This is a genomic window from Micromonospora eburnea, from assembly GCF_900090225.1.
In the GTDB taxonomy this organism is placed as follows: Bacteria; Actinomycetota; Actinomycetes; order Mycobacteriales; family Micromonosporaceae; genus Micromonospora; species Micromonospora eburnea.
This window is the reverse complement of the sequence record NZ_FMHY01000002.1, coordinates 6865669-6883445: the sequence shown is the minus strand read 5'-3', so window position 1 is coordinate 6883445 and position 17777 is coordinate 6865669. Positions and strand designations below refer to the sequence as shown.

The window sequence follows — 17777 nt, the reverse complement described above, 5'->3', positions numbered from 1 at the left end:
CACGCCCGCCGCCGTCGTCAACGGAATCGCCGTCGGCTCCAGAGCGTACGACCAGGTCGGCGGGCCTCGGCCGAGGAACGGCGCCGGGTGTGTCGGTGCGTGCTGTCACACTGGCGGCCATGGCCACTTGGAAGCAGTTCGAGAGTGAGGCGGCCGAGCTCGCGAAGCTGATCCGGGAGCGATTCGAAGCGGCTGAGACACACGTCCTCGCAACGCTGCGGAAGGACGGGTCGCCACGCGTCAGCGGGTCGGAGGTCGACTTCCAGGGACCGGATCTGTCGTTCGGATCGATGCTCGACGCGGTCAAGGCGCGCGATCTTCAACGGGACGGCCGGTGTGCGATCCACGCGCACCCGGCCGAAGGCGGCGACGCCAAGGTTGCCGGGATCGCGATCGAGGTAACCGGTAGGGAGAAGGAGGCCTACATCACCGGAAGCGAGCCACCGGGTGGCTTCCACGCCTTTCGGCTCGACCTTGAGGAAGCGGTGTTCACGTCGGTTGACGGCGACGAACTGGTCGTCAGGCTCTGGCGACCTGGCCAGGCTGTGAAGACCTTCCGACGCAGGTGAGCCGCGCCCTGGGAGTAGGGGGACTTCCCCGTGATCTCGTCGGCGGAGAGTTCAGTGCGGGGTCCCGCGTTCGCCTGCCCAAGCGGGCCCTGACGTCACCGACTCAGCAGGGGCCGTAGCCCTCGTCGAAGAGGCGCCGGGCCCACTCCGCGTACCCGGCGATGATCTTGCGAACGGCGGTCCGGTCGTGCAGGAAGAGGTACGCCCGGTCGCCGTCGCGGGCGAGCAGCCCGTCGAACCGGTGCGTCCCCTGTGGAGCGGCCAGTTCGACCACCGACGGGTAGGCGTCGCGCACCTCGGTGAGCGGGGTGCCCACGCTGATCCCCTCGGGCGTTGTCATCGGGTCGTCGAACCAGAGCAGGACGAGGCGTTCGTCGACGAAGATCGGGCTGACCGACCCGTGCCCGGCCAGCGTCGGGCCGCACGCGTCCTGCTCGGTACGCAGCACCCCGCGCCGGGTCAACTCCGCCTCGGTGGCGCCGAACTCGGCGTTGTGCAGCCCGTCGAGCCCGACCACCTCTGCGGCCCCGACGGGCCGGGCCGGTATGTCCGGCCCCTGTGGACGGACGCCGCTGCCGGCGATCGAGGCGGCCACCGTCAGCGTGGCGATGAATCCGAATTGTCGCAGTCTCATGCACTCCCCCAGTCACCAACGGGACCGAGGCGATGAGGTTGCTGGTGCAGGGCGGAATGTCGTAGTTCCCATTCCTCGGCCAGCTCGTCCCAGTAGTCGGCCGAGAGGCCGCGCTGGCCGTGGGCCAGCCAGCCGGCCGTGTCGCGCTCCAGGTGCAGGCCCAACTCGGCGAACGGGTCGATCCAGGAGCCCGGCTCGACGCCCAGTCGGGCGAGCGCGTCGTTGATCGGCCATTCGGCACGCGGCCGGTCCAGCGCGCCGTCGAAGCGCGGCCCCCAGCTCACCTCGCCGCCCAGCCAGACCACCGCCGACTGGTGGCCCAGCCCGCCGGCGAACTCCGCCTCCAGGTACGCCACCGGCCCCTGCCGCGACCAGCGAGCCAGCAACTCTGCCAGGCCTGACGAGAGGACGAGCTGGAACGGGTGCTCGGCGGACGGCTCGTCGGCGCGGAAGTCGGGCAGGCGGCCGGTCAGCTCCTCGACGAACTGCGGGGTGACCGGCAGTAGCGCGAAGTCCTGGCGGAGCGCGGCGAGGACCGCGTGGTCCAGATCGACGGTCTGCTCGCGGAGCAGTTCGACGTCGGCGACGACCGCGCTGAGCTGGTAACTCATCCGATCCTCTCGGTGTCCACAGGCTGTGGATGGAACATGTGTACGACGGCTCGGCCGGGGACGTGCCGCAGCCCTGAGTCGGTCCGACGCTTTCGCGGGCAGCCGAATCCCTCGCCGGATGCAATGATGATCCCCGATGCGGCGTGGTGCCGTCGCGGTCACGGGGATCGCCACAGATGGAGAGAACTGCCCACAGCCCGGCGTACGCGGGGCTGCTTGACCTTGTCTCCACCTCCTCGGGCTGCCGGCGGACCCCGCCCGCCGTGCCCCGTCCGTCCCGGGCCGGGCCAGCCATCCGTCAGGAGGAAGTGTTGCAGGACAACCGTTCCGACCGCCGCCACCTGCTCCGGGCCGCAGCCTTTACCGCGGGCGCCGTCGTCGCCGCCCCGGCGTTGGGTGGCATCACGCCCGCCCAGGCCGCCGTGCTCGCGTCCACCGGCGCCATCCCGTGGGTCGGTCCCGCCGGCTCCGGTGCCACGTACGAGGTGGACCCGGCCGTCGGCGCCCAGGCCGCCATCAACGCGGCGCTGGGCACCGACGCCCAGCGGGCCGTCTTCGTGGCACCCGGCACCTACAAGGTGAAGGCCCCGGTGGTGCTGCACGACAAGCAGGCCCTGATCGGGGCCGGTCCGCTGGTCACGATGCTGCGCGCCGATTCGGCCTTCAGCGGCTCGGCCCTGGTCGTCAACCCGTGGTCCGGAGACTTCGTCGGCGCGTCCCGGCAGTGCGTGAGCGACATCGGACTCGACGGGGCGGGCGTCGTGGCCAACGGGGTCAACTTCCAGATGAACGCCAAGCCGGCCACGTACGGGCCGGACCCGGCTCCGTGGCTGACCCGGGTCTTCGTCACCAAGACCACCGGCGACGGCATCTACCTCGGCGGGACGTACTCGGGCGGGCAACGCGAGTTCAAGCTGACCGACTGCCGGGTCGAGAGCGCGGGCGGCTGGGGTTACAACATCCAGTCCTCCGACGGCTTCGTCAGCGGCTGCTCGGTCCAGGGATGTGTGGGCGGCGGCTACCTGCTCGGCGGCGGCAACACCAAGGCCTGGGGCTGCAAGGCGTACGGCGTCGGCAGCGCGACCGCCCCGGCGCCCGCGTTCCGGCTCGCCTCCGCCCGGGCCACCGTGGTGGGCTGCGAGGCCCAGGACACCGCCGGCAACGGCTTCGAGATCCTTGGCCGGAACTCCACGGTCTCCGGCTGCACCGCCGACTCGACGGGGATCGGCAGCAGTGGCACCGACCAGAACTCGGCGGGTTTCTACGTGGGTGTGTCGGCGGTGAGCCTGGAGGGCGGTTCCTTCCAACGGGCCGGCGGCGGCGGGACGTGGCTCATCACCGGCGCCGGCATGCGGACCGCGCTGTACCTGGCCAGCGGCGTTGACTATGTCTCGGTGCGGCTGGTCAGCGGCCCGGCCCGGGAGACGCCGTTCCAGCGGTTGATCACCGGCACCGTCGGTGCCAACTCCTCGGTTTCGGTCATCGGCTGACATTCGCCCCAGACGACAGCCACGACGAAGGGCCGGCCCCGTGGGGCCGGCCCTTGTGTCAACGGCGGAGGATACGAGATTCGAACTCGTGAGGGTGTGAACCCAACACGCTTTCCAAGCGTGCGCCCTAGGCCTCTAGGCGAATCCTCCGCGAGCCAGGATACAGGTCTCCGTCGAGTGGGCCACCCCACCACCCCCTGAAGATCGACGCGGGGTCGGGTAGGCTTGGTGTCACCTCCCGTGCGGCGGTATCTCGTGAACCTCCCCAGGGCCGGAAGGCAGCAAGGATAAGCGAGCTCTGCCGGGTGCACGGGAGGCCTTTCTGTCTCCGGGTGCCGGTAACGTCCCTGCGGGTCAGGTCACGGGGTGGTGGGTGGTCACCCGCGCCCGACCGGCGCAGAATGGCTCGGTCGAGAGGAGGCGGGACGGGTGGCACTGGCCCTTTACCGCAAGTACCGGCCCCGTACGTTCGCTGAGGTCATCGGCCAGGAGCACGTCACCGAGCCGCTGTCGCAGGCGCTGCGCAGCGGGCGGCTGAACCACGCCTACCTCTTCTCCGGCCCCCGGGGCTGCGGCAAGACCTCCAGCGCCCGGATCCTGGCCCGCTCGCTCAACTGCGAGCAGGGGCCCACCCCGGAGCCCTGCGGGCAGTGTGAGTCCTGTCGCTCGCTGGCCAACGACGGCACCGGCTCGATCGACGTCATCGAGATCGACGCGGCCAGCCACGGCGGCGTCGACGACGCCCGGGATCTGCGCGAGAAGGCGTTCTTCGCGCCGGCCCGCAGCCGCTTCAAGATCTATATCATCGACGAGGCGCACATGGTCTCGTCGGCCGGCTTCAACGCCCTGCTCAAGCTGGTCGAGGAGCCCCCGGAGTTCGTCAAGTTCATCTTCGCCACCACCGAGCCGGAGAAGGTCCTCGGCACGATCAAGTCGCGGACCCACCACTACCCGTTCCGGCTGTTCCCGCCGAAGGTGCTCCGGCCGTACCTTGAGCAGCTCTGCGAGGCCGAGGGGGTTCAGGTCGACCCGGCGGTCTTCCCCCTGGTGGTGCGCGCCGGTGGGGGCAGCATGCGGGACAGCCTCTCCGTGCTCGACCAGCTCATCGCGGGCGCCGGCCCGGAGGGGGTCAGCTACGCCCGGGCCGCCGCGCTGCTCGGCGTCACCGACTCCGCGTTGATCGACGAGATGTGCGACGCGCTCGCCGCCGGCGACGGCGCGGCCGCGTACGCCACCGTCGACCGGGTCGCCGAGGCCGGCCACGACACGCGCCGGTTCGCCTCGGACCTGCTGGAGCGGCTGCGCGACCTGATCATCATGCAGCAGGTGCCGGACGCCGCCGCCAAGGGCCTGATCGACGGTCCCTCGGATCAGATCGAGCGGATGGCCGCCCAGGCCGAGCGGCTCGGCCCGGCCACCCTGTCCCGGTGCGCCGACATCGTGCACAACGGCCTGGTCGAGATGCGTGGCACCACCGCGCCCCGGCTGCTGCTGGAGCTGATCTGCGCCCGGATGCTGCTGCCCGGCGTGGACGATTCGACCGGCGGCCTCCTTCAGCGCCTGGAACGGATGGAACGCCGGCTCACCGTGGGTGGTGCCGAGCTGCCGCCGGCCGCCGCCGGCTCCGCGCCGGTCGCCCCCGCCCCCGAGGTACGCCCAGGGTCTCCCGCCCCGGCCGCGGCTGCCGCCGCGCCCCACCCGGAGACCGCCGGCACGCCGGCGGCTGCCGGTGCCCCGACCGGCGTGGCCGCCGCGCGAGCCGCTGCCGCGGCCGCCGGTGCCCGTCCGGCCCCGGCCACCTCGGGGCCGGCCGCCGGTATCCAGGCCGCGCCGGCTGCTCCGGTGCCAGCCGACGCGCCCCCCGCCAGCCCGGTGTCCGATGCCCCTGGCCGCCGTCCTGTGCCGCCGTCGGCGGTGATGCCCGATGCGGCCACCCCGGAGCCGCCACGTCCTGGCTCGGCCCCGGCGGGCGCGTTGGACGCCGTCGCCGTACGCCGGGTCTGGCCCGAGGTGGTCGGCAAGGTCAACCGCAGCAACAAGCGGATCGCCGCGCTGATGCGCGACGCGGTGGTCCGTGACCTGGACGGCGACACGCTGGTGCTGACCGTGAAGTCGACGGTGCTGGCCAAGATGATGGCCGACCACGCCGCGGTGCTGACCGACGCGCTCTACGAGGAGCTGGGCGGCCGCTGGCAGATCCGGTGCGAGGTGGCCGGCGAGCGGGGTGCCGCGACGCTCGGTGGCCCGGCCCGCTCCGCCAGCCCGCCCCGGCCGGCCGCCACCGCGCCCGCTACCAGCTCGGCCGGTGAGTCGGCGGGTCCGGGCGGCGGGGGTGGCGCCTCGGCCCGTTCCGTCGCGCCCGGTCACACCCGGACGGACGTGGCCGGCTCCTCGAACGGTTCGGCGCGTACGGGTGGCCCTTCCGCTCGGGCGGCCGGAGGCGGTGGGGCCGACGCCCAGACCGAGGACGAGGAGTGGCCCGAACCGGCCCGACCGGGTGGCAGTGCCGGTGGCGGTGGGGACTGGCCGGAGCCGGCCCGCCCCGGCGGTGCCGCGACCGGCTCGGCGGACTGGCCGGAGCCGGCCCGGCCGGGCGGTGCCACGGCGACCGTGACGGCGGCTCCTGCCGTACCCGCTCCGGCTGGCCCCACCGCGCCGAGCTCGACCGCGGGGTCGACGGCGACCGCGCGGCCGGCGGCGGGCGGGACCGGCGGCGCGCCGGTGAGCAGCGCGATCGCGGCGGCCCGGGCGGCTGCGGCGGCCGCCACGGCCGGTGGGCCCGGCAAGGGGCCGCGCGCAGCCCAGGCGCGGCAGACCGCGGACGCCGAGTGGGCCGGTGAGCCGCCCTACGATCCGGACTACGACGGGCCGGTCCCGGCCGGCGCCGGGAAGGCGACTCCCGTCTACGAGGGCTTCGACCCGGGCGACGAGCCGCTGGACGACGTGATTGACGAGCGGACCGCCCGGCAGTCCAGCGAGGAGCAGGCGGTGCGGCTGCTCCGGGAGGCGTTCGGGGCGGAGAAGATCGATGAGGTGGACGCGCGCTGAGCGCGCGTCGACCGTGGAGGACCGGTGCCGCCGCCCGACTAGGCTGGGCGCGGCCGATCAGACGAGTGCGAGAAGGAGCCATCCGTGCGCCCAGGTGGACAGCCGAACATGCAGCAGATGCTGAAGCAGGCGCAGAAGATGCAGCAGCAGATCGCCAAGGCTCAGGCCGAGCTGGCCGAGGCGGAGCTGACCGGCACCGCGGGCGGTGGCCTGGTCACCGCCACCGTCGCCGGCACCGGTGAGCTGAAGGCGATCAAGATCGACCCGAAGGCGGTCGACCCGGAGGACGTGGAGACCCTGGAGGACCTGGTCGTCGCGGCCGTGCACAACGCCGCCGAGGCGGCCCGGGAGCTGACCGAGAAGAAGATGGGCCCTGTCGCGGGCGGGATGGGCGGCCTCGGCCTGCCCGGGTTCTGAGCCGGCAGATGTACGAGGGTGCCATCCAGGATCTGATCGACGAGCTGGGCCGGCTGCCCGGCGTGGGCCCGAAGAGCGCCCAGCGGATCGCCTTCCACGTCCTGTCGGCGGATCCGGCCGACGTGAACCGGCTGGCCGGCGCGCTGCGCAAGGTCAAGGAGCTGGTGCGCTTCTGCACCAGTTGCTTCAACGTGGCCGAGTCGGAGCAGTGCCGGATCTGCCGCGACCCGCGGCGTACGGACGAGGTGCTCTGCGTGGTCGAGGAGCCGAAGGATGTGGTGGCGATCGAGCGGACCGGTGAGTTCCGCGGCCGCTACCACGTGCTCGGCGGCGCGATCAACCCGCTGGAGGGGATCGGGCCGGACAATCTGCGGATCCGGGAGCTGATGACCCGGCTGGGCGGTGGCGCGGTCCGCGAGCTGATCCTCGCCACCGACCCGAACACCGAGGGCGAGGCGACCGCGACCTACCTGGCCCTGCTGGTCAAGCCGATGGGGATCGCGGTGACCCGGCTGGCCAGCGGACTGCCGGTCGGCGGCGACCTCGAGTACGCCGACGAGATCACCCTGGGTCGGGCGTTCGAGGGCCGCCGGGCGATCTGAGCGCCCGTACCGGGCACGGGGAGGTGCGCCGTACCGCGACGCCTCTCCCGTGCCGGGGCCGGCGCTTCCGTAACCGGAATGTGGGACGAGTGCGGTTCGCCACGGGTCGGGAGATCGACTCGAAGGTCGAGCGCTTTTGCGGGGTTTGTCCAATCCCGGCATCTGCTCACCGCTGTGACAGTCCTGTTTGTCGCTAGATCAGTCCCTGTCAGACCCGCGGCTTGGTGTCGGCTTGATAGCGATTGCCTAACGGACGTTCCGCTTCCGTGTGTCGTGTCATAGCCTCCCGCACACAGACTGAGCCACAACTTCGGCGTGGACAGGCGCATGACAGAGGTGAGAGATGCAGGCGAGCAGGCGTAAAGCAGCCGTGGCCCTCGCGGCCGCAGCCGCTCTGGCGGTCGGTGCGTCCGGCTGCGCCAAGAGCGAGCGTGACGGGGACAGCGGTGGGGCCAAGACTGGCGGCACCTTCGTCTTCGCGGGTGCCGGTAACCCGAAGAACTTCGACCCGATCTTCAACGACGACGGCGAGACGTTCCGGCCGGTCCGGCAGATGTACGAGACCCTGATCTCGCACAAGCCCGGCACGGCGGACCTGCAGGGGGACCTGGCGGAGAGCTGGGAGCACGACCCCGAGGGCAAGGTCTGGACCTTCCACCTCCGCAAGGGCGTGAAGTTCCACGACGGCACCGCCTTCAACGGCGCCGCGGTCTGCTTCAACTTCGACCGCTGGTACAACATGAAGGGCGCCGCGGCCCAGGCGCAGATGATCTACTACATGGACGTCTTCGGCGGCTTCGCGAAGAACGAGGCCGAGGGCGCCGCCGACCCGCTCTACAACAAGTGCGAGGCCCCGGACGAGAACACCGCGGTCATCACCCTCAACCACTACAAGGGTGCCTTCCCCGGCGCCTTCGCGCTCACCTCGCTCTCGATCGCCAGCCCCGAGGCGCTGAAGAAGTACGACGCCGACACGGTCAAGCAGAACGGCGACTCCTTCGAGTACAGCGCCTTCGCCAACGAGCACCCGGTCGGCACCGGCCCGTTCACCTTCGGCGGCTGGGACAAGGCGAGGAACGAGATCACCCTGAACCGGAACCCCGACTACTGGGGCGAGAAGGCCAAGCTCGACAAGGTGATCATCAAGGTCATCGAGGACGAGAACACCCGCAAGCAGGAGCTGAAGGCGGGCACCGTCCAGGGCATCGACTTCCCGGCCCCGGCGGACCGGAAGGCGCTGGAGGCTGACGGCTTCAACGTCATCAACCGCCCGGCGTTCAACATCCTCTACCTCGGCATCAACCAGAAGAACCCGAAGCTGAAGGACCTGCGGGTGCGGCAGGCCATCGCCTACGCCCTCAACCGTCAGCAGCTCGTCCAGACCAAGGGCCCGGGTGGCACCAAGGTCGCCGACGAGTTCATGCCGGACACCGTGCTCGGCTACGCCCCGGACGTGCAGAAGTACGAGTACAACCCGGACAAGGCCAAGCAGCTGCTCAAGGAGGCCGGGGCCGAGGGGATGACCCTCAACTTCTACTACCCGACCGACGTCACCCGGCCGTACATGCCGAACCCGCAGGAGATCTTCACCGTCCTCGCCAACGACCTGCAGGCCGTCGGCTTCAAGGTCAACGGTGTGGCCCGCCCGTGGAACGGTGGCTACAAGGACGACGTGCAGCAGTTCGGCAAGCACGACCTGCACATCCTCGGCTGGACCGGTGACTACAACGACCCGGGCAACTTCGTGGGCACGTTCTTCGGTCGGGCCAAGACCGAGTTCGGTGACGCGGCGATGACCGACATGTTCGAGGCCATCACCAAGGCCGACGGCACGGTCGACGAGGCCGGCAAGAAGGCCGCCTGGGAGCAGGTCAACCGCGACATCGCCGCCAAGTGGCTGCCGGCCGTGCCGGTCTGGCACGCCCCGCCGGCCATCGTGGTCACCAAGGACGTCAAGGGCCTGGTGGCCAGCCCGCTGACCGACGAGCGGTTCGACACGGTCAGCGTCGGCTGACACCGCCACTGACGCCGTACGCGGAATCGGCCCGGGCCGGGCTTCCCCGGCCCGGGCCGACCCGCAGTTACCGAGAATCTGGTGTGAGAGATGTTGCGAGTCATAGTCCGCCGCCTGCTCCAGCTGGTGGTGACCCTGATAGCGCTGTCGGCGCTGATCTTCATTTGGCTGCGGAATCTGCCCGGCGGACCGGTCGAGGCGCTGCTCGGTGAGCGGGCCACCCCGGAGCGCCGAGCGCTGCTGACCAAGGCGCTCGGCTATGACCAGCCGATCCTGGTGCAGTACGCCAAGTTCATGCAGCGGGTGGTGACCGGCGACCTGGGCAACTCGATCCGGACCGGCGACCCGGTCACCGAGGTGATCGGCCGCGCTTTCCCGGCCACCATCGAGCTGGCCCTGGCCGCCATGATCATCGCGATCGGGCTGGGCGTGCCGCTCGGCTACCTCGCTGCCCGGTACAAGGGCCGACTGCTCGACAACCTGAGTATCGCCGGCACCCTGCTCGGCATCTCGATCCCGATTTTCTTCCTGGGCTACCTGCTCAAGGATGTCTTCACCCAGAACATCCACTGGTTCCCGCCCTCCGGGCGGCTCAGCACCGGCCTGGACCACACCGACGTCACCGGGTTCTTCGTCCTCGACGGACTGCTCACCCGGGAGTTCGACGCCGCCGCCGACGCGCTGTGGCACCTGATCCTGCCGGCGGTGACCCTGGCCACCATCCCGCTGGCGGTGATCGTCCGGATGACCCGGGCCAGCGTGCTGGACGTGCTCAACGAGGACTTCGTCCGTACGGCGGAGGCGAAGGGCCTGCGGCACAAGACCATCCGGGGCCGGCACATCCTGCGCAACGCGCTGCTGCCCGTGGTCACCACAATCGGCCTCCAGACCGGCGCGTTGCTCTCCGGCGCGGTGCTGACCGAGAAGGTCTACAACTGGGGCGGCCTGGGCACGCTGATCACCGGCTCGATCAGCGGCGGCCGTGACTACCCGGTGCTACAGGCGCTGATCCTGCTCGCCGCGCTGGTCTTCGTGGTGGTCAACCTTCTGGTCGACCTCTCCTACGCCGTCATCGACCCGAGGGTGCGGGTGCGATGAGCGAGCGAATCATCAGGCAGGCGGAGCCTCATGCTGCCGCCGAGCGAAGCGGAGTGCCGGCATGAGCGACCCGATCACCCGGCCCGGGGTGGCCGCCCCCCGCGACGGCGCGGACACACCCGCCACCGGAGAACAGCCTGCGGGCGCGGCCGAGCGGGGTACCGGCCGGCTCGGCGACCGGAAGAAGGCGCGGCTGGACGCCCTGGCCCGGGCCAGCGCCGACCAGGGCGGCGTGAGCCTCATCCGGGACGCGTTCCGCCGGCTGCGGCGTAACCCGGTCGCCATGTTCGGTGCGGCCATCGTCGCGGTGTTCGTCCTGGTGGCGATCTTCGCGCCGCTGCTCGCGCCGCACGACCCGGTGCAGCGTTTCGACGAGTTGACCAAGAACCTGACCGTCGACAACATTCCCGGAGCCACCGACGGCTTTCCGCTCGGCTCCGACCCGATGGGCCGGGACTTCCTCTCCCGCCTGATCTACGGCAGCCGGCAGACCCTCTTCGTCGGTGTCGTCGCGACGCTGATCGGGTTGGCGTTCGGCGCGCTGATCGGCGCCGCCGCCGGCGCCTTCGGCGGCTGGGTCGACAACATCCTGATGCGCGTCACCGACGTGATGCTGGCCCTGCCGGCCCTGCTGCTGGCGATCAGCCTGGTCGCCATGGCCAGCCGGTCGAGCCAGTGGACGGTGATCATGGCGGTGGCCATCGTCAACGTGCCGATCTTCGCCCGGCTGCTGCGCGGCTCGATGCTGGCTCAGCGGGAGAGCGACCACGTGCTGGCCGCCCGGGCGCTCGGCGTGAAGCAGCGGTCCATCGTGCTGCGGCACATGCTGCCCAACGCGATGACCGCGGTGATCGTGCAGGCCACGCTGACCCTCTCCACCGCCATCCTGGAGGCCGCCTCGCTCTCCTTCCTCGGGCTGGGCGACCCGGACATCAACCGGGCCGAGTGGGGACTCATGCTCGGCGTGGACGGCGTCCGCTACTTCGAGGTACGGCCCGAGCTGGCCTACTACCCGGCGTTGGCGATCATCGTGGTCGCGCTCGGCTTCACCCTGCTCGGTGAGGGCATGCGCGAGGCGATCGACCCGAAGAACCGGCGGTGACGGCGATGCGGCGGAGCAACGCGAACAGCAAGGACCAGCGAGCGCGAGGAGTGAGCTTGCGAGCCCCGCAGTCGCGAGCGAACGACCAGCATCGGCGAGCGCGAGGAGTGAGCTTGCGAGCCCCGCAGTCGCGAGCGAAAGACCAGCATCGGCGAGCGCGAGGAGTGAGCTTGCGAGCCCCGCAGTCGCAAGCGAAAGACCAGTACCGTGAGGAAGTGACCCGATGAGCCTGCTCGACGTACGTGATCTGAGCGTGGTGTTCCAACGTCGTGGTGAGCGGCCGTTCACCGCGGTCGACAAGGTCAGCTTCACGGTGGAGCCGGGCCAGACCGTGGGTCTGGTCGGCGAGTCCGGTTGCGGCAAGAGCGTGACCAGCCTGGCGATCATGGGTCTGCTGCCCAAGCGGGGCAACAAGGTCACCGGCCAGGTGATGTTCGAGGAAACCGACCTGCTCCAGCTGCGGCCAAACGACCTGCGCGACCGCCGGGGCCGGGACATCGGCATGATCTTCCAGGATCCGCTCTCCTCGCTGAACCCGGTCGTGCCGATCGGCGTCCAGGTGGCCGAGGTGCTGGAACGGCACCGGGGCATGGAGCGCAAGGCGGCGCTGAAGGAGGCCCGGGAGCTGCTCGACGCGGTCGGCATCCCGGACCCGACCCGGCGACTGAAGGAGTATCCGCACCAGATCTCCGGCGGTATGCGGCAGCGTGCGCTGATCGCCATCGCGCTGGCCTGCAAGCCGCGGTTGCTGATCGCCGACGAGCCGACCACGGCGCTGGACGTGACCATCCAGGCGCAGATCCTCACCCTGCTCAAGCAGCTCGTCGAGGAGACGGGCACCGCGCTGATCATGATCACGCACGATCTGGGCGTGGTGGCCGGCCTCTGTGACACGGTCAACGTGCTCTACGGCGGCAAGGTGGTCGAGCGGGCCGGCCGGCACGAGCTGTTCGCCCAGCCGCGGCACCCGTACACCCACGGGCTGCTCAACTCCGTGCCGCGGCTGGACGCGCCGCGGGGCGAGCGGCTGCACGCCATCCGCGGCTCGGTGGCCGACAACATCCCGTGGGTCGAGGGGTGCGCGTTCGCGCCCCGCTGCGAGCGGGTGGTGGACGCCTGCCTGGAGGGCGCACCCGCACTCGAACCCACCGCTACCCGCGGCGACCTGCGCTGCAACAACCCCGTTTCGGAGGAGGTGGCGGTGCCGTGACCGAGCGGACCGGACCACTGGTCGAACTGCGCGACGTCAAGGTCCACTTCCCGATCAAGAGCGGCGTGCTCTTCGACCGTACGGTCGGCTACGTCTACGCCGTCGACGGCGTCTCGCTGTCGATCAACAAGGGCGAGACGTACGGCCTGGTGGGCGAGTCGGGGTGCGGCAAGTCCACCCTCGGCCGGGGCCTGCTACGGCTCGTCGAGCCGACCGACGGGGAGATCGTCTTTGACGGCACCGACGTCCGCTCGCTCAAGGGCGAGACGATGCGCCGGGCACGCCGCCGGATGCAGATGATCTTCCAGGACCCGCTGTCCAGCCTCGACCCCCGGCAGTCCGTGGAATCGTTGCTGGTCGAGGGGCTGAAGGCGCACGGGCTGGCCGGCGACAAGGCGGCCACCGCCAAGCGGCTCCGGGAGGCCCTGGACGCCGTCGGGCTGCCCGCCTCGGCGCTGAGCAAGTACCCGCACGAGTTCTCCGGCGGCCAGCGGCAGCGCATCGGCATCGCCCGCGCACTGGTGCTCGACCCGGACCTGATCGTCGCCGACGAGCCGGTGTCCGCGCTGGACGTGTCGATCCAGGCGCAGGTGCTCAACCTGCTGGAGGACCTGCAGAACGAGCGGGGGCTGACGTACCTGATCATCGCCCACGACCTGGCGGTGGTCCGGCACATCGCCGACACCGTCGGGGTGATGTACCTCGGTGGGCTGGTGGAGGAGGCGTCCAGCGACGACCTCTACCGGGAGCCGATGCACCCGTACACAAAGGCGCTGATGTCGGCGGTGCCGGTGCCGGACCCGACGGTCGAGGACCGCCGCGAGCGGATCCTGCTCGCCGGCGACCTGCCGTCGCCGAGCAACCCGCCGGCCGGCTGCCGGTTCCACACCCGCTGCCCGTGGGCACAGCCGACCCGCTGCGCGGACGAGCGGCCGGCGCTGCGCGAGGTGGTCGGCGGGCACCGGGTGGCCTGCCACTACGCCGAGCAGATCGCCGACGGCAAGATCCGGCCGCACGAGGTGGAGCCGGAGCTGGTCCGCCCGGACGAGGGCGCCGCGCCGGGCGACCCGGGTGAGCTGATCCCCACGCCCTGACGGTTGTCGTCCGGCCCGGACGCGGCGTCCCCCCACCCGGGTCGGCCACCGGCCGAACCACGAACCGGCGGTTGGGCCCGGACGGTGTCCGGGCCCAACCGCCGATCGCGTCATTCCAGCGGTGCGGCCAGCGGGATCCGTAACGGCGATCCGAGATGGCGGATCACCGTGACGGCCAACCTGGTCAGCGCCAGGGCGTTGTCGTCCCCAGCGGCCCGGTTCGATCCGAGGCCGCCGCAGCCGACGCAGCGGTGGATGATCACCCATTCCCCGTCCCCACGAACGGCGATCGCGATGGGTTCCATCCGGGCATGGCAGGTCGACGCACGGTCGCCGGGGCAGGACCGGTCGACGTGCTTGCTGCTCAGACAGTTCGGGCAGTGGTTACGGTGTGCCGTGCCCGGGGCGGACATCGACACGTCGAGGCGGCAGTGCAGGCACCGGAACGATTCGCCGTACTCGTCGCGGTTCCTGCCGTGCATCCGTTTCTGGCGTTGCGCCCGGCCGTGCGGCTGTCGCCGCCCGGGGCGCTGACTGTTCCGGCGTGGCATCGCGGAACCCCTGATCAACCCGCCGCCCAGAGGGCGCCGAGATGCTCCAGCGGGAACGGTGGCTGGGCGAGCGGCCGGACCGCGAGGCGGATGAGGAGCAACTGGTTGTCATCCGTTTCGATGTGGTCATCGGCGAGCTCCGAGCAGCCGGTGCAGCGCTGGATGAGCGTCCAGTCGCCGCCACGCAGTACCGCGACCGAGATCGGTTGCATGCGCCCGCCGCATGCACCGTCGGTGGTGCGTGGTTCGCGCATCGTCGTGTGTCTGCTGGTCAGGCAGTTGGGGCAGTGGTTGCGGATCCGACTCGAAGGGGTGTTCGTGGAAACGCTGATCCCGCACCGCATGCAGCTGAAGAAGGCAGGGAGCGGGGAGCCGTTTTTGTCGGAGGACAAGTGGTATCTCCTGGCGAGAGTTTCCGAGAAGGGTCAGGAAACGCGCCGAGCGATGCTGCTCGGCCTCGCGGGGAGACTCACTGCCGGTGAACGCCGGTAGTGGAGAGATGGGTCAGCGGCAGGAGCCTTCGCCGAGGCGACAACGTGCGCTCGGCGCTGACCAGGGCGTACACCACTCTCCAGTGGGTTGGGCGGTACCTGGGTTCACCACGCGAACGATGCTCGTGGAGCTGGGGCGAACCCGCAACCCATTTGTCGCGTACCCCGGTCGGCCGCACCCGCCCCGGCACAGCCGGGTGGGCCGGCTGTGCCGGGCTCGGGTCAGCCCTCCGGCCGGTTGAGCAGGGCCACCGCGATGGCGTGCACGGCGTCCAGCCCGGCCGGGTCGGCCAGCGGCACCCGACCGCCGGTCACCGAGTACCACTCGTCGGCGTCCTTGTACTGCACGCGCAGGGTGACCTGACCGTCGGCGTACTCGGTGCACAGGGTCAGCTCGCCGGTCACCACGCCGACCTCGTCGGTCATCACCCCGCCGGGACCGGCCGTGATGTCGCTGACCCGCTGCTGCGCGCCCGTACCCGTGGGGGCGCCGCCGGGCGGGGTGGTGTCGGCGGACATGCCCGCCCCCGGGACCTCGGCGGAGGCGGGCGGGGCACCGTCGACCGCCATCCCGGCCGACGTGGGACCGGTCGCGGCCTCTTCGCTCATGTTCTGCTGGTGTTCGCTCACGTGCAGCTCTCCAACATGTCGGTTAGGGCGGCCTTCTCGTCACTGGTCACCGTCAGCTGCCAGTAGTGCTTGACCGTCACCCAGTCCGTGGCGTACTGGCACCAGTACGACCGGTTCGCCGGCTTCCACTTGGACGGGTCCTGATCACCCTTTGCCCGGTTGGAGCGCGCGGAAACCGCCACCAGCTGCGGCCGGGTCAGGTCGTTGGCGAAGTCGCCGCGCTTCGAGTCGTCCCACTTGTCCGCGCCGGAGCGCCAGGCGTTGGCCAGCGGCACCACGTGGTCGATGTCCACCTGGGCCGGGTCGTTGAAGACCTGCCCGTCGTACACGCTCTCCCAGCTGCCGCCGACCACGTTGCACCCGGAGACCTGGATGTCCTTGCCGTCCTTCTGCAGCACGCTGTCCCGCACGTCGCAGTTCTTGCCGGTCCTGCGCCAGTGCGGGAAGCGGTTCCGGCTGTAGCCCTTCATGGACCCGGCGGCGGCCACGGTCAGTTCGCCGAGTTGCTTGGTGGCGGTTCCGGCGCTGCTTGTCGCCGGCTCCGGCTCGTCGACCACCGGCGCGCAGCCGGCCAGGCCGGCGGCGAGCGCCGCGGCGAGTGCGGCCGTCACTCCGGCACGGGCTCCTGATCTCGTACGCACAGACGACACCTCTCCAGCTTGCGTGCTCCAGGCGAGTCCGCACAGTACCCCGGAGCGGTTTCCGCGATTCGTGGCGTCGGCAGTGGAGTGCGGGCAGAGTCTGTAGCCATGACCGCACCCGCGCCCGCGCTCCGGATGGGCACCGCCGCCGGACGTGGGACCCTGCTCGCCGCGATTCTCGCCTCCGGCATGGTGTTCCTGGACACCACGGTGGTCAACGTGGCGCTGCCCCGGCTCGGCGCGGAGCTGAAGGCCAACGTCGCCGATCTCCAGTGGACGGTGAACGGATACCTGCTGACGCTGGCCGCGTTCGTGCTGCTCGGGGGCGCGCTCGGCGACCGGTTCGGCCGCCGGCGGATATTCCTGCTCGGCGTGGCCTGGTTCGCGGCCGCGTCCATGCTCTGCGGGCTGTCCCAGGGGACCGGCTGGCTGATCGCGGCCCGCTTCTTCCAGGGTGCCGGTGGGGCGCTGCTCACCCCCGGCTCGCTCTCCGTGCTCCAGGCCAGCTTCCACTCCGACGACCGGGGGCGGGCGATCGGCACCTGGTCCGGGCTGTCCGGGGTCTCCACCGCCCTCGGCCCGCTCCTCGGCGGGTGGCTGATCGACGCGCTCTCCTGGCGGTGGATCTTTTTCATCAACCTGCCGCTGGCCGTCGCGGTGGTGCTCGCCGCGCTGCGCTGGGTGCCGGAGAGCCGGGACGTGGCCGCCGCGCGTACCGGGGCGAAGCGGCGGTTCGACGTGGTCGGCGCGCTGCTCGGCGCGCTGGGCCTCGGCGGGGTCACGTACGCGCTGATCGACGCGCCGCGCGGCGGGCGCTCCCCGGCGGTGCTGGTGTCGGTGCTGGTCGGGGTGCTCGCCGCGGTCGCCTTCGTGCTGGTCGAGCGGCGGCGCGGCGAGGCCGCCATGCTTCCCACCAAGCTGTTCGGCAGCCGGCTCTTCTCGGTGCTGAACGTCTTCACCGTGGTGGTGTACGCCGCGCTCGGCGGGTTCACCTTCTTCCTCTCCGTCTATCTCCAGAACGGGATCGGCTGGTCGGCGCTGCTCACCGGGTTGGCCACCGTGCCGATGACGCTGCTGCTGCTGGTCGGCTCGCCGCGGGCCGGGGCGCTGTCGGCCAAGATCGGCCCGCGGCTGCCGCTGACCGTCGGGCCGGTGGTCGCCGCGGGCGGTCTGCTGCTGCTACGCCGGATCGGGCCGGGGGCGTCCTACTGGGTGGACGTGCTGCCCGGGGTGGTTCTGTTCGGCGCGGGCCTGACCCTGGTGGTGGCACCGCTGACCACGTCGGTGCTGGCGGCGGTGGCGGACCGGTTCGCCGGGGTGGCCAGCGGCTTCAACAACGCCGCCTCCCGGGCCGGTGGCCTGCTGGCGGTGGCCGCGCTGCCGCTGCTGGTCGGTCTCTCCGGCACCGGCTACGAGCAGAAGGCGGCCCTGGCCAGCGCGTTTCGCGGGGCGCTGCTCTGGTGCGCGGGCCTCCTACTCCTCGGCGCCGCCCTAGCCGGCCTCCTCGTGCACCGCCCGACGAAAGGAGGGGCCCCTTCTTAACGTCTCCGGTAGAGGAGGGGCCCCCTGTTAACA

The 17777-nt window shown here is 71.1% G+C and carries 18 protein-coding genes, 1 tRNA gene and 1 other RNA gene; 13 read left to right on the top strand and 7 right to left on the bottom strand.

Annotated features, from left to right (window positions below):
- Positions 1–119: 119 nt before the first annotated feature.
- On the top strand, positions 120–569 hold the full coding sequence (locus GA0070604_RS30165; protein ID WP_091127517.1) for a pyridoxamine 5'-phosphate oxidase family protein: 450 nt from the start codon (positions 120–122) through the stop codon (positions 567–569).
- Positions 570–672: 103 nt separating this feature from the next.
- Here GA0070604_RS30165 and GA0070604_RS30160 read toward each other — a convergent pair whose 3' ends face one another.
- Both GA0070604_RS30160 and GA0070604_RS30155 read right to left on the bottom strand, forming a co-directional pair.
- A complete protein-coding gene (locus tag GA0070604_RS30160; protein ID WP_091126304.1) occupies positions 673–1203 on the bottom strand; it encodes a hypothetical protein in 531 nt (176 codons plus the stop codon).
- Positions 1200–1814, bottom strand: coding sequence for a hypothetical protein (locus tag GA0070604_RS30155; protein ID WP_091126301.1), 615 nt, complete (start codon positions 1812–1814; stop codon positions 1200–1202). Before GA0070604_RS30155 ends, GA0070604_RS30160 begins: the two co-directional genes overlap by 4 nt.
- A 176-nt stretch (positions 1815–1990) precedes the next feature.
- Between GA0070604_RS30155 and GA0070604_RS30150 the strand changes: the two genes are divergently transcribed.
- A complete protein-coding gene (locus GA0070604_RS30150; protein WP_091126298.1) occupies positions 1991–3304 on the top strand; it encodes a right-handed parallel beta-helix repeat-containing protein in 1314 nt (437 codons plus the stop codon).
- A gap of 65 nt (positions 3305–3369) precedes the next feature.
- On the opposite strand, the gene GA0070604_RS30145 is transcribed toward GA0070604_RS30150, so the two are convergent.
- A tRNA-Ser gene (locus GA0070604_RS30145) sits at positions 3370–3454 on the bottom strand.
- Positions 3455–3536: 82 nt separating this feature from the next.
- Between GA0070604_RS30145 and ffs the strand changes: the two genes are divergently transcribed.
- The 9 genes from ffs (at position 3537) to GA0070604_RS30095 (ending at position 13889) form a co-directional block, all read left to right on the top strand.
- Positions 3537–3626: signal recognition particle sRNA small type (gene ffs, locus GA0070604_RS30140), an RNA gene on the top strand.
- Between the two features lie 107 nt (positions 3627–3733).
- Positions 3734–6352, top strand: coding sequence for a DNA polymerase III subunit gamma and tau (locus GA0070604_RS30135; protein WP_091126296.1), 2619 nt, complete (start codon positions 3734–3736; stop codon positions 6350–6352).
- 108 nt (positions 6353–6460) lie between these two features.
- Positions 6461–6769, top strand: coding sequence for a YbaB/EbfC family nucleoid-associated protein (locus tag GA0070604_RS30130; protein ID WP_030502117.1), 309 nt, complete (start codon positions 6461–6463; stop codon positions 6767–6769).
- Positions 6770–6777: 8 nt separating this feature from the next.
- Positions 6778–7371 (top strand): recombination mediator RecR, encoded by a 594-nt coding sequence (gene recR / locus GA0070604_RS30125; protein ID WP_091126294.1) that lies wholly within the window; start codon positions 6778–6780, stop codon positions 7369–7371.
- A gap of 343 nt (positions 7372–7714) precedes the next feature.
- A complete protein-coding gene (locus GA0070604_RS30120; RefSeq protein WP_091126291.1) occupies positions 7715–9385 on the top strand; it encodes an ABC transporter substrate-binding protein in 1671 nt (556 codons plus the stop codon).
- A gap of 90 nt (positions 9386–9475) precedes the next feature.
- Positions 9476–10483 (top strand): ABC transporter permease, encoded by a 1008-nt coding sequence (locus GA0070604_RS30115; RefSeq protein ID WP_091126290.1) that lies wholly within the window; start codon positions 9476–9478, stop codon positions 10481–10483.
- Between the two features lie 61 nt (positions 10484–10544).
- A complete protein-coding gene (locus tag GA0070604_RS30110) occupies positions 10545–11585 on the top strand; it encodes an ABC transporter permease (RefSeq protein ID WP_091126287.1) in 1041 nt (346 codons plus the stop codon).
- A gap of 223 nt (positions 11586–11808) precedes the next feature.
- Positions 11809–12795, top strand: a complete 987-nt coding sequence (locus GA0070604_RS30100; RefSeq protein WP_091126280.1) for an ABC transporter ATP-binding protein — start codon at positions 11809–11811, stop codon at positions 12793–12795.
- Positions 12792–13889 carry an ABC transporter ATP-binding protein gene (locus tag GA0070604_RS30095; protein WP_091126277.1) on the top strand — a complete coding sequence of 366 codons (1098 nt, stop codon included), beginning with the start codon at positions 12792–12794 and terminating at the stop codon, positions 13887–13889. Before GA0070604_RS30100 ends, GA0070604_RS30095 begins: the two co-directional genes overlap by 4 nt.
- Positions 13890–13999: 110 nt before the next feature.
- Here the strand turns inward: GA0070604_RS30095 and GA0070604_RS30090 are convergent, their stop codons facing one another.
- Positions 14000–14371 carry an RNHCP domain-containing protein gene (locus tag GA0070604_RS30090; RefSeq protein WP_279615711.1) on the bottom strand — a complete coding sequence of 124 codons (372 nt, stop codon included), beginning with the start codon at positions 14369–14371 and terminating at the stop codon, positions 14000–14002.
- A gap of 83 nt (positions 14372–14454) precedes the next feature.
- Entirely contained in the window at positions 14455–14784 is a 330-nt protein-coding gene (locus GA0070604_RS30085) for an RNHCP domain-containing protein (protein ID WP_091127516.1), read from the bottom strand.
- Between GA0070604_RS30085 and GA0070604_RS32840 the strand changes: the two genes are divergently transcribed.
- A complete protein-coding gene (locus tag GA0070604_RS32840; protein WP_167363375.1) occupies positions 14759–14932 on the top strand; it encodes a hypothetical protein in 174 nt (57 codons plus the stop codon). The two genes, GA0070604_RS30085 and GA0070604_RS32840, sit on opposite strands and share 26 nt — an antisense overlap.
- Positions 14933–15153: 221 nt before the next feature.
- Here the strand turns inward: GA0070604_RS32840 and GA0070604_RS30080 are convergent, their stop codons facing one another.
- Positions 15154–15540 carry a hypothetical protein gene (locus GA0070604_RS30080; RefSeq protein ID WP_091127515.1) on the bottom strand — a complete coding sequence of 129 codons (387 nt, stop codon included), beginning with the start codon at positions 15538–15540 and terminating at the stop codon, positions 15154–15156.
- 17 nt (positions 15541–15557) lie between these two features.
- Positions 15558–16202 (bottom strand): HNH endonuclease family protein, encoded by a 645-nt coding sequence (locus GA0070604_RS30075; RefSeq protein WP_091126270.1) that lies wholly within the window; start codon positions 16200–16202, stop codon positions 15558–15560.
- A 108-nt stretch (positions 16203–16310) separates the two neighbouring features.
- Here GA0070604_RS30075 and GA0070604_RS30070 point away from each other — a divergent pair, with 108 nt between their 5' ends.
- Positions 16311–17744, top strand: a complete 1434-nt coding sequence (locus GA0070604_RS30070; RefSeq protein ID WP_091126266.1) for an MFS transporter — start codon at positions 16311–16313, stop codon at positions 17742–17744.
- Positions 17745–17777: the final 33 nt, after the last annotated feature.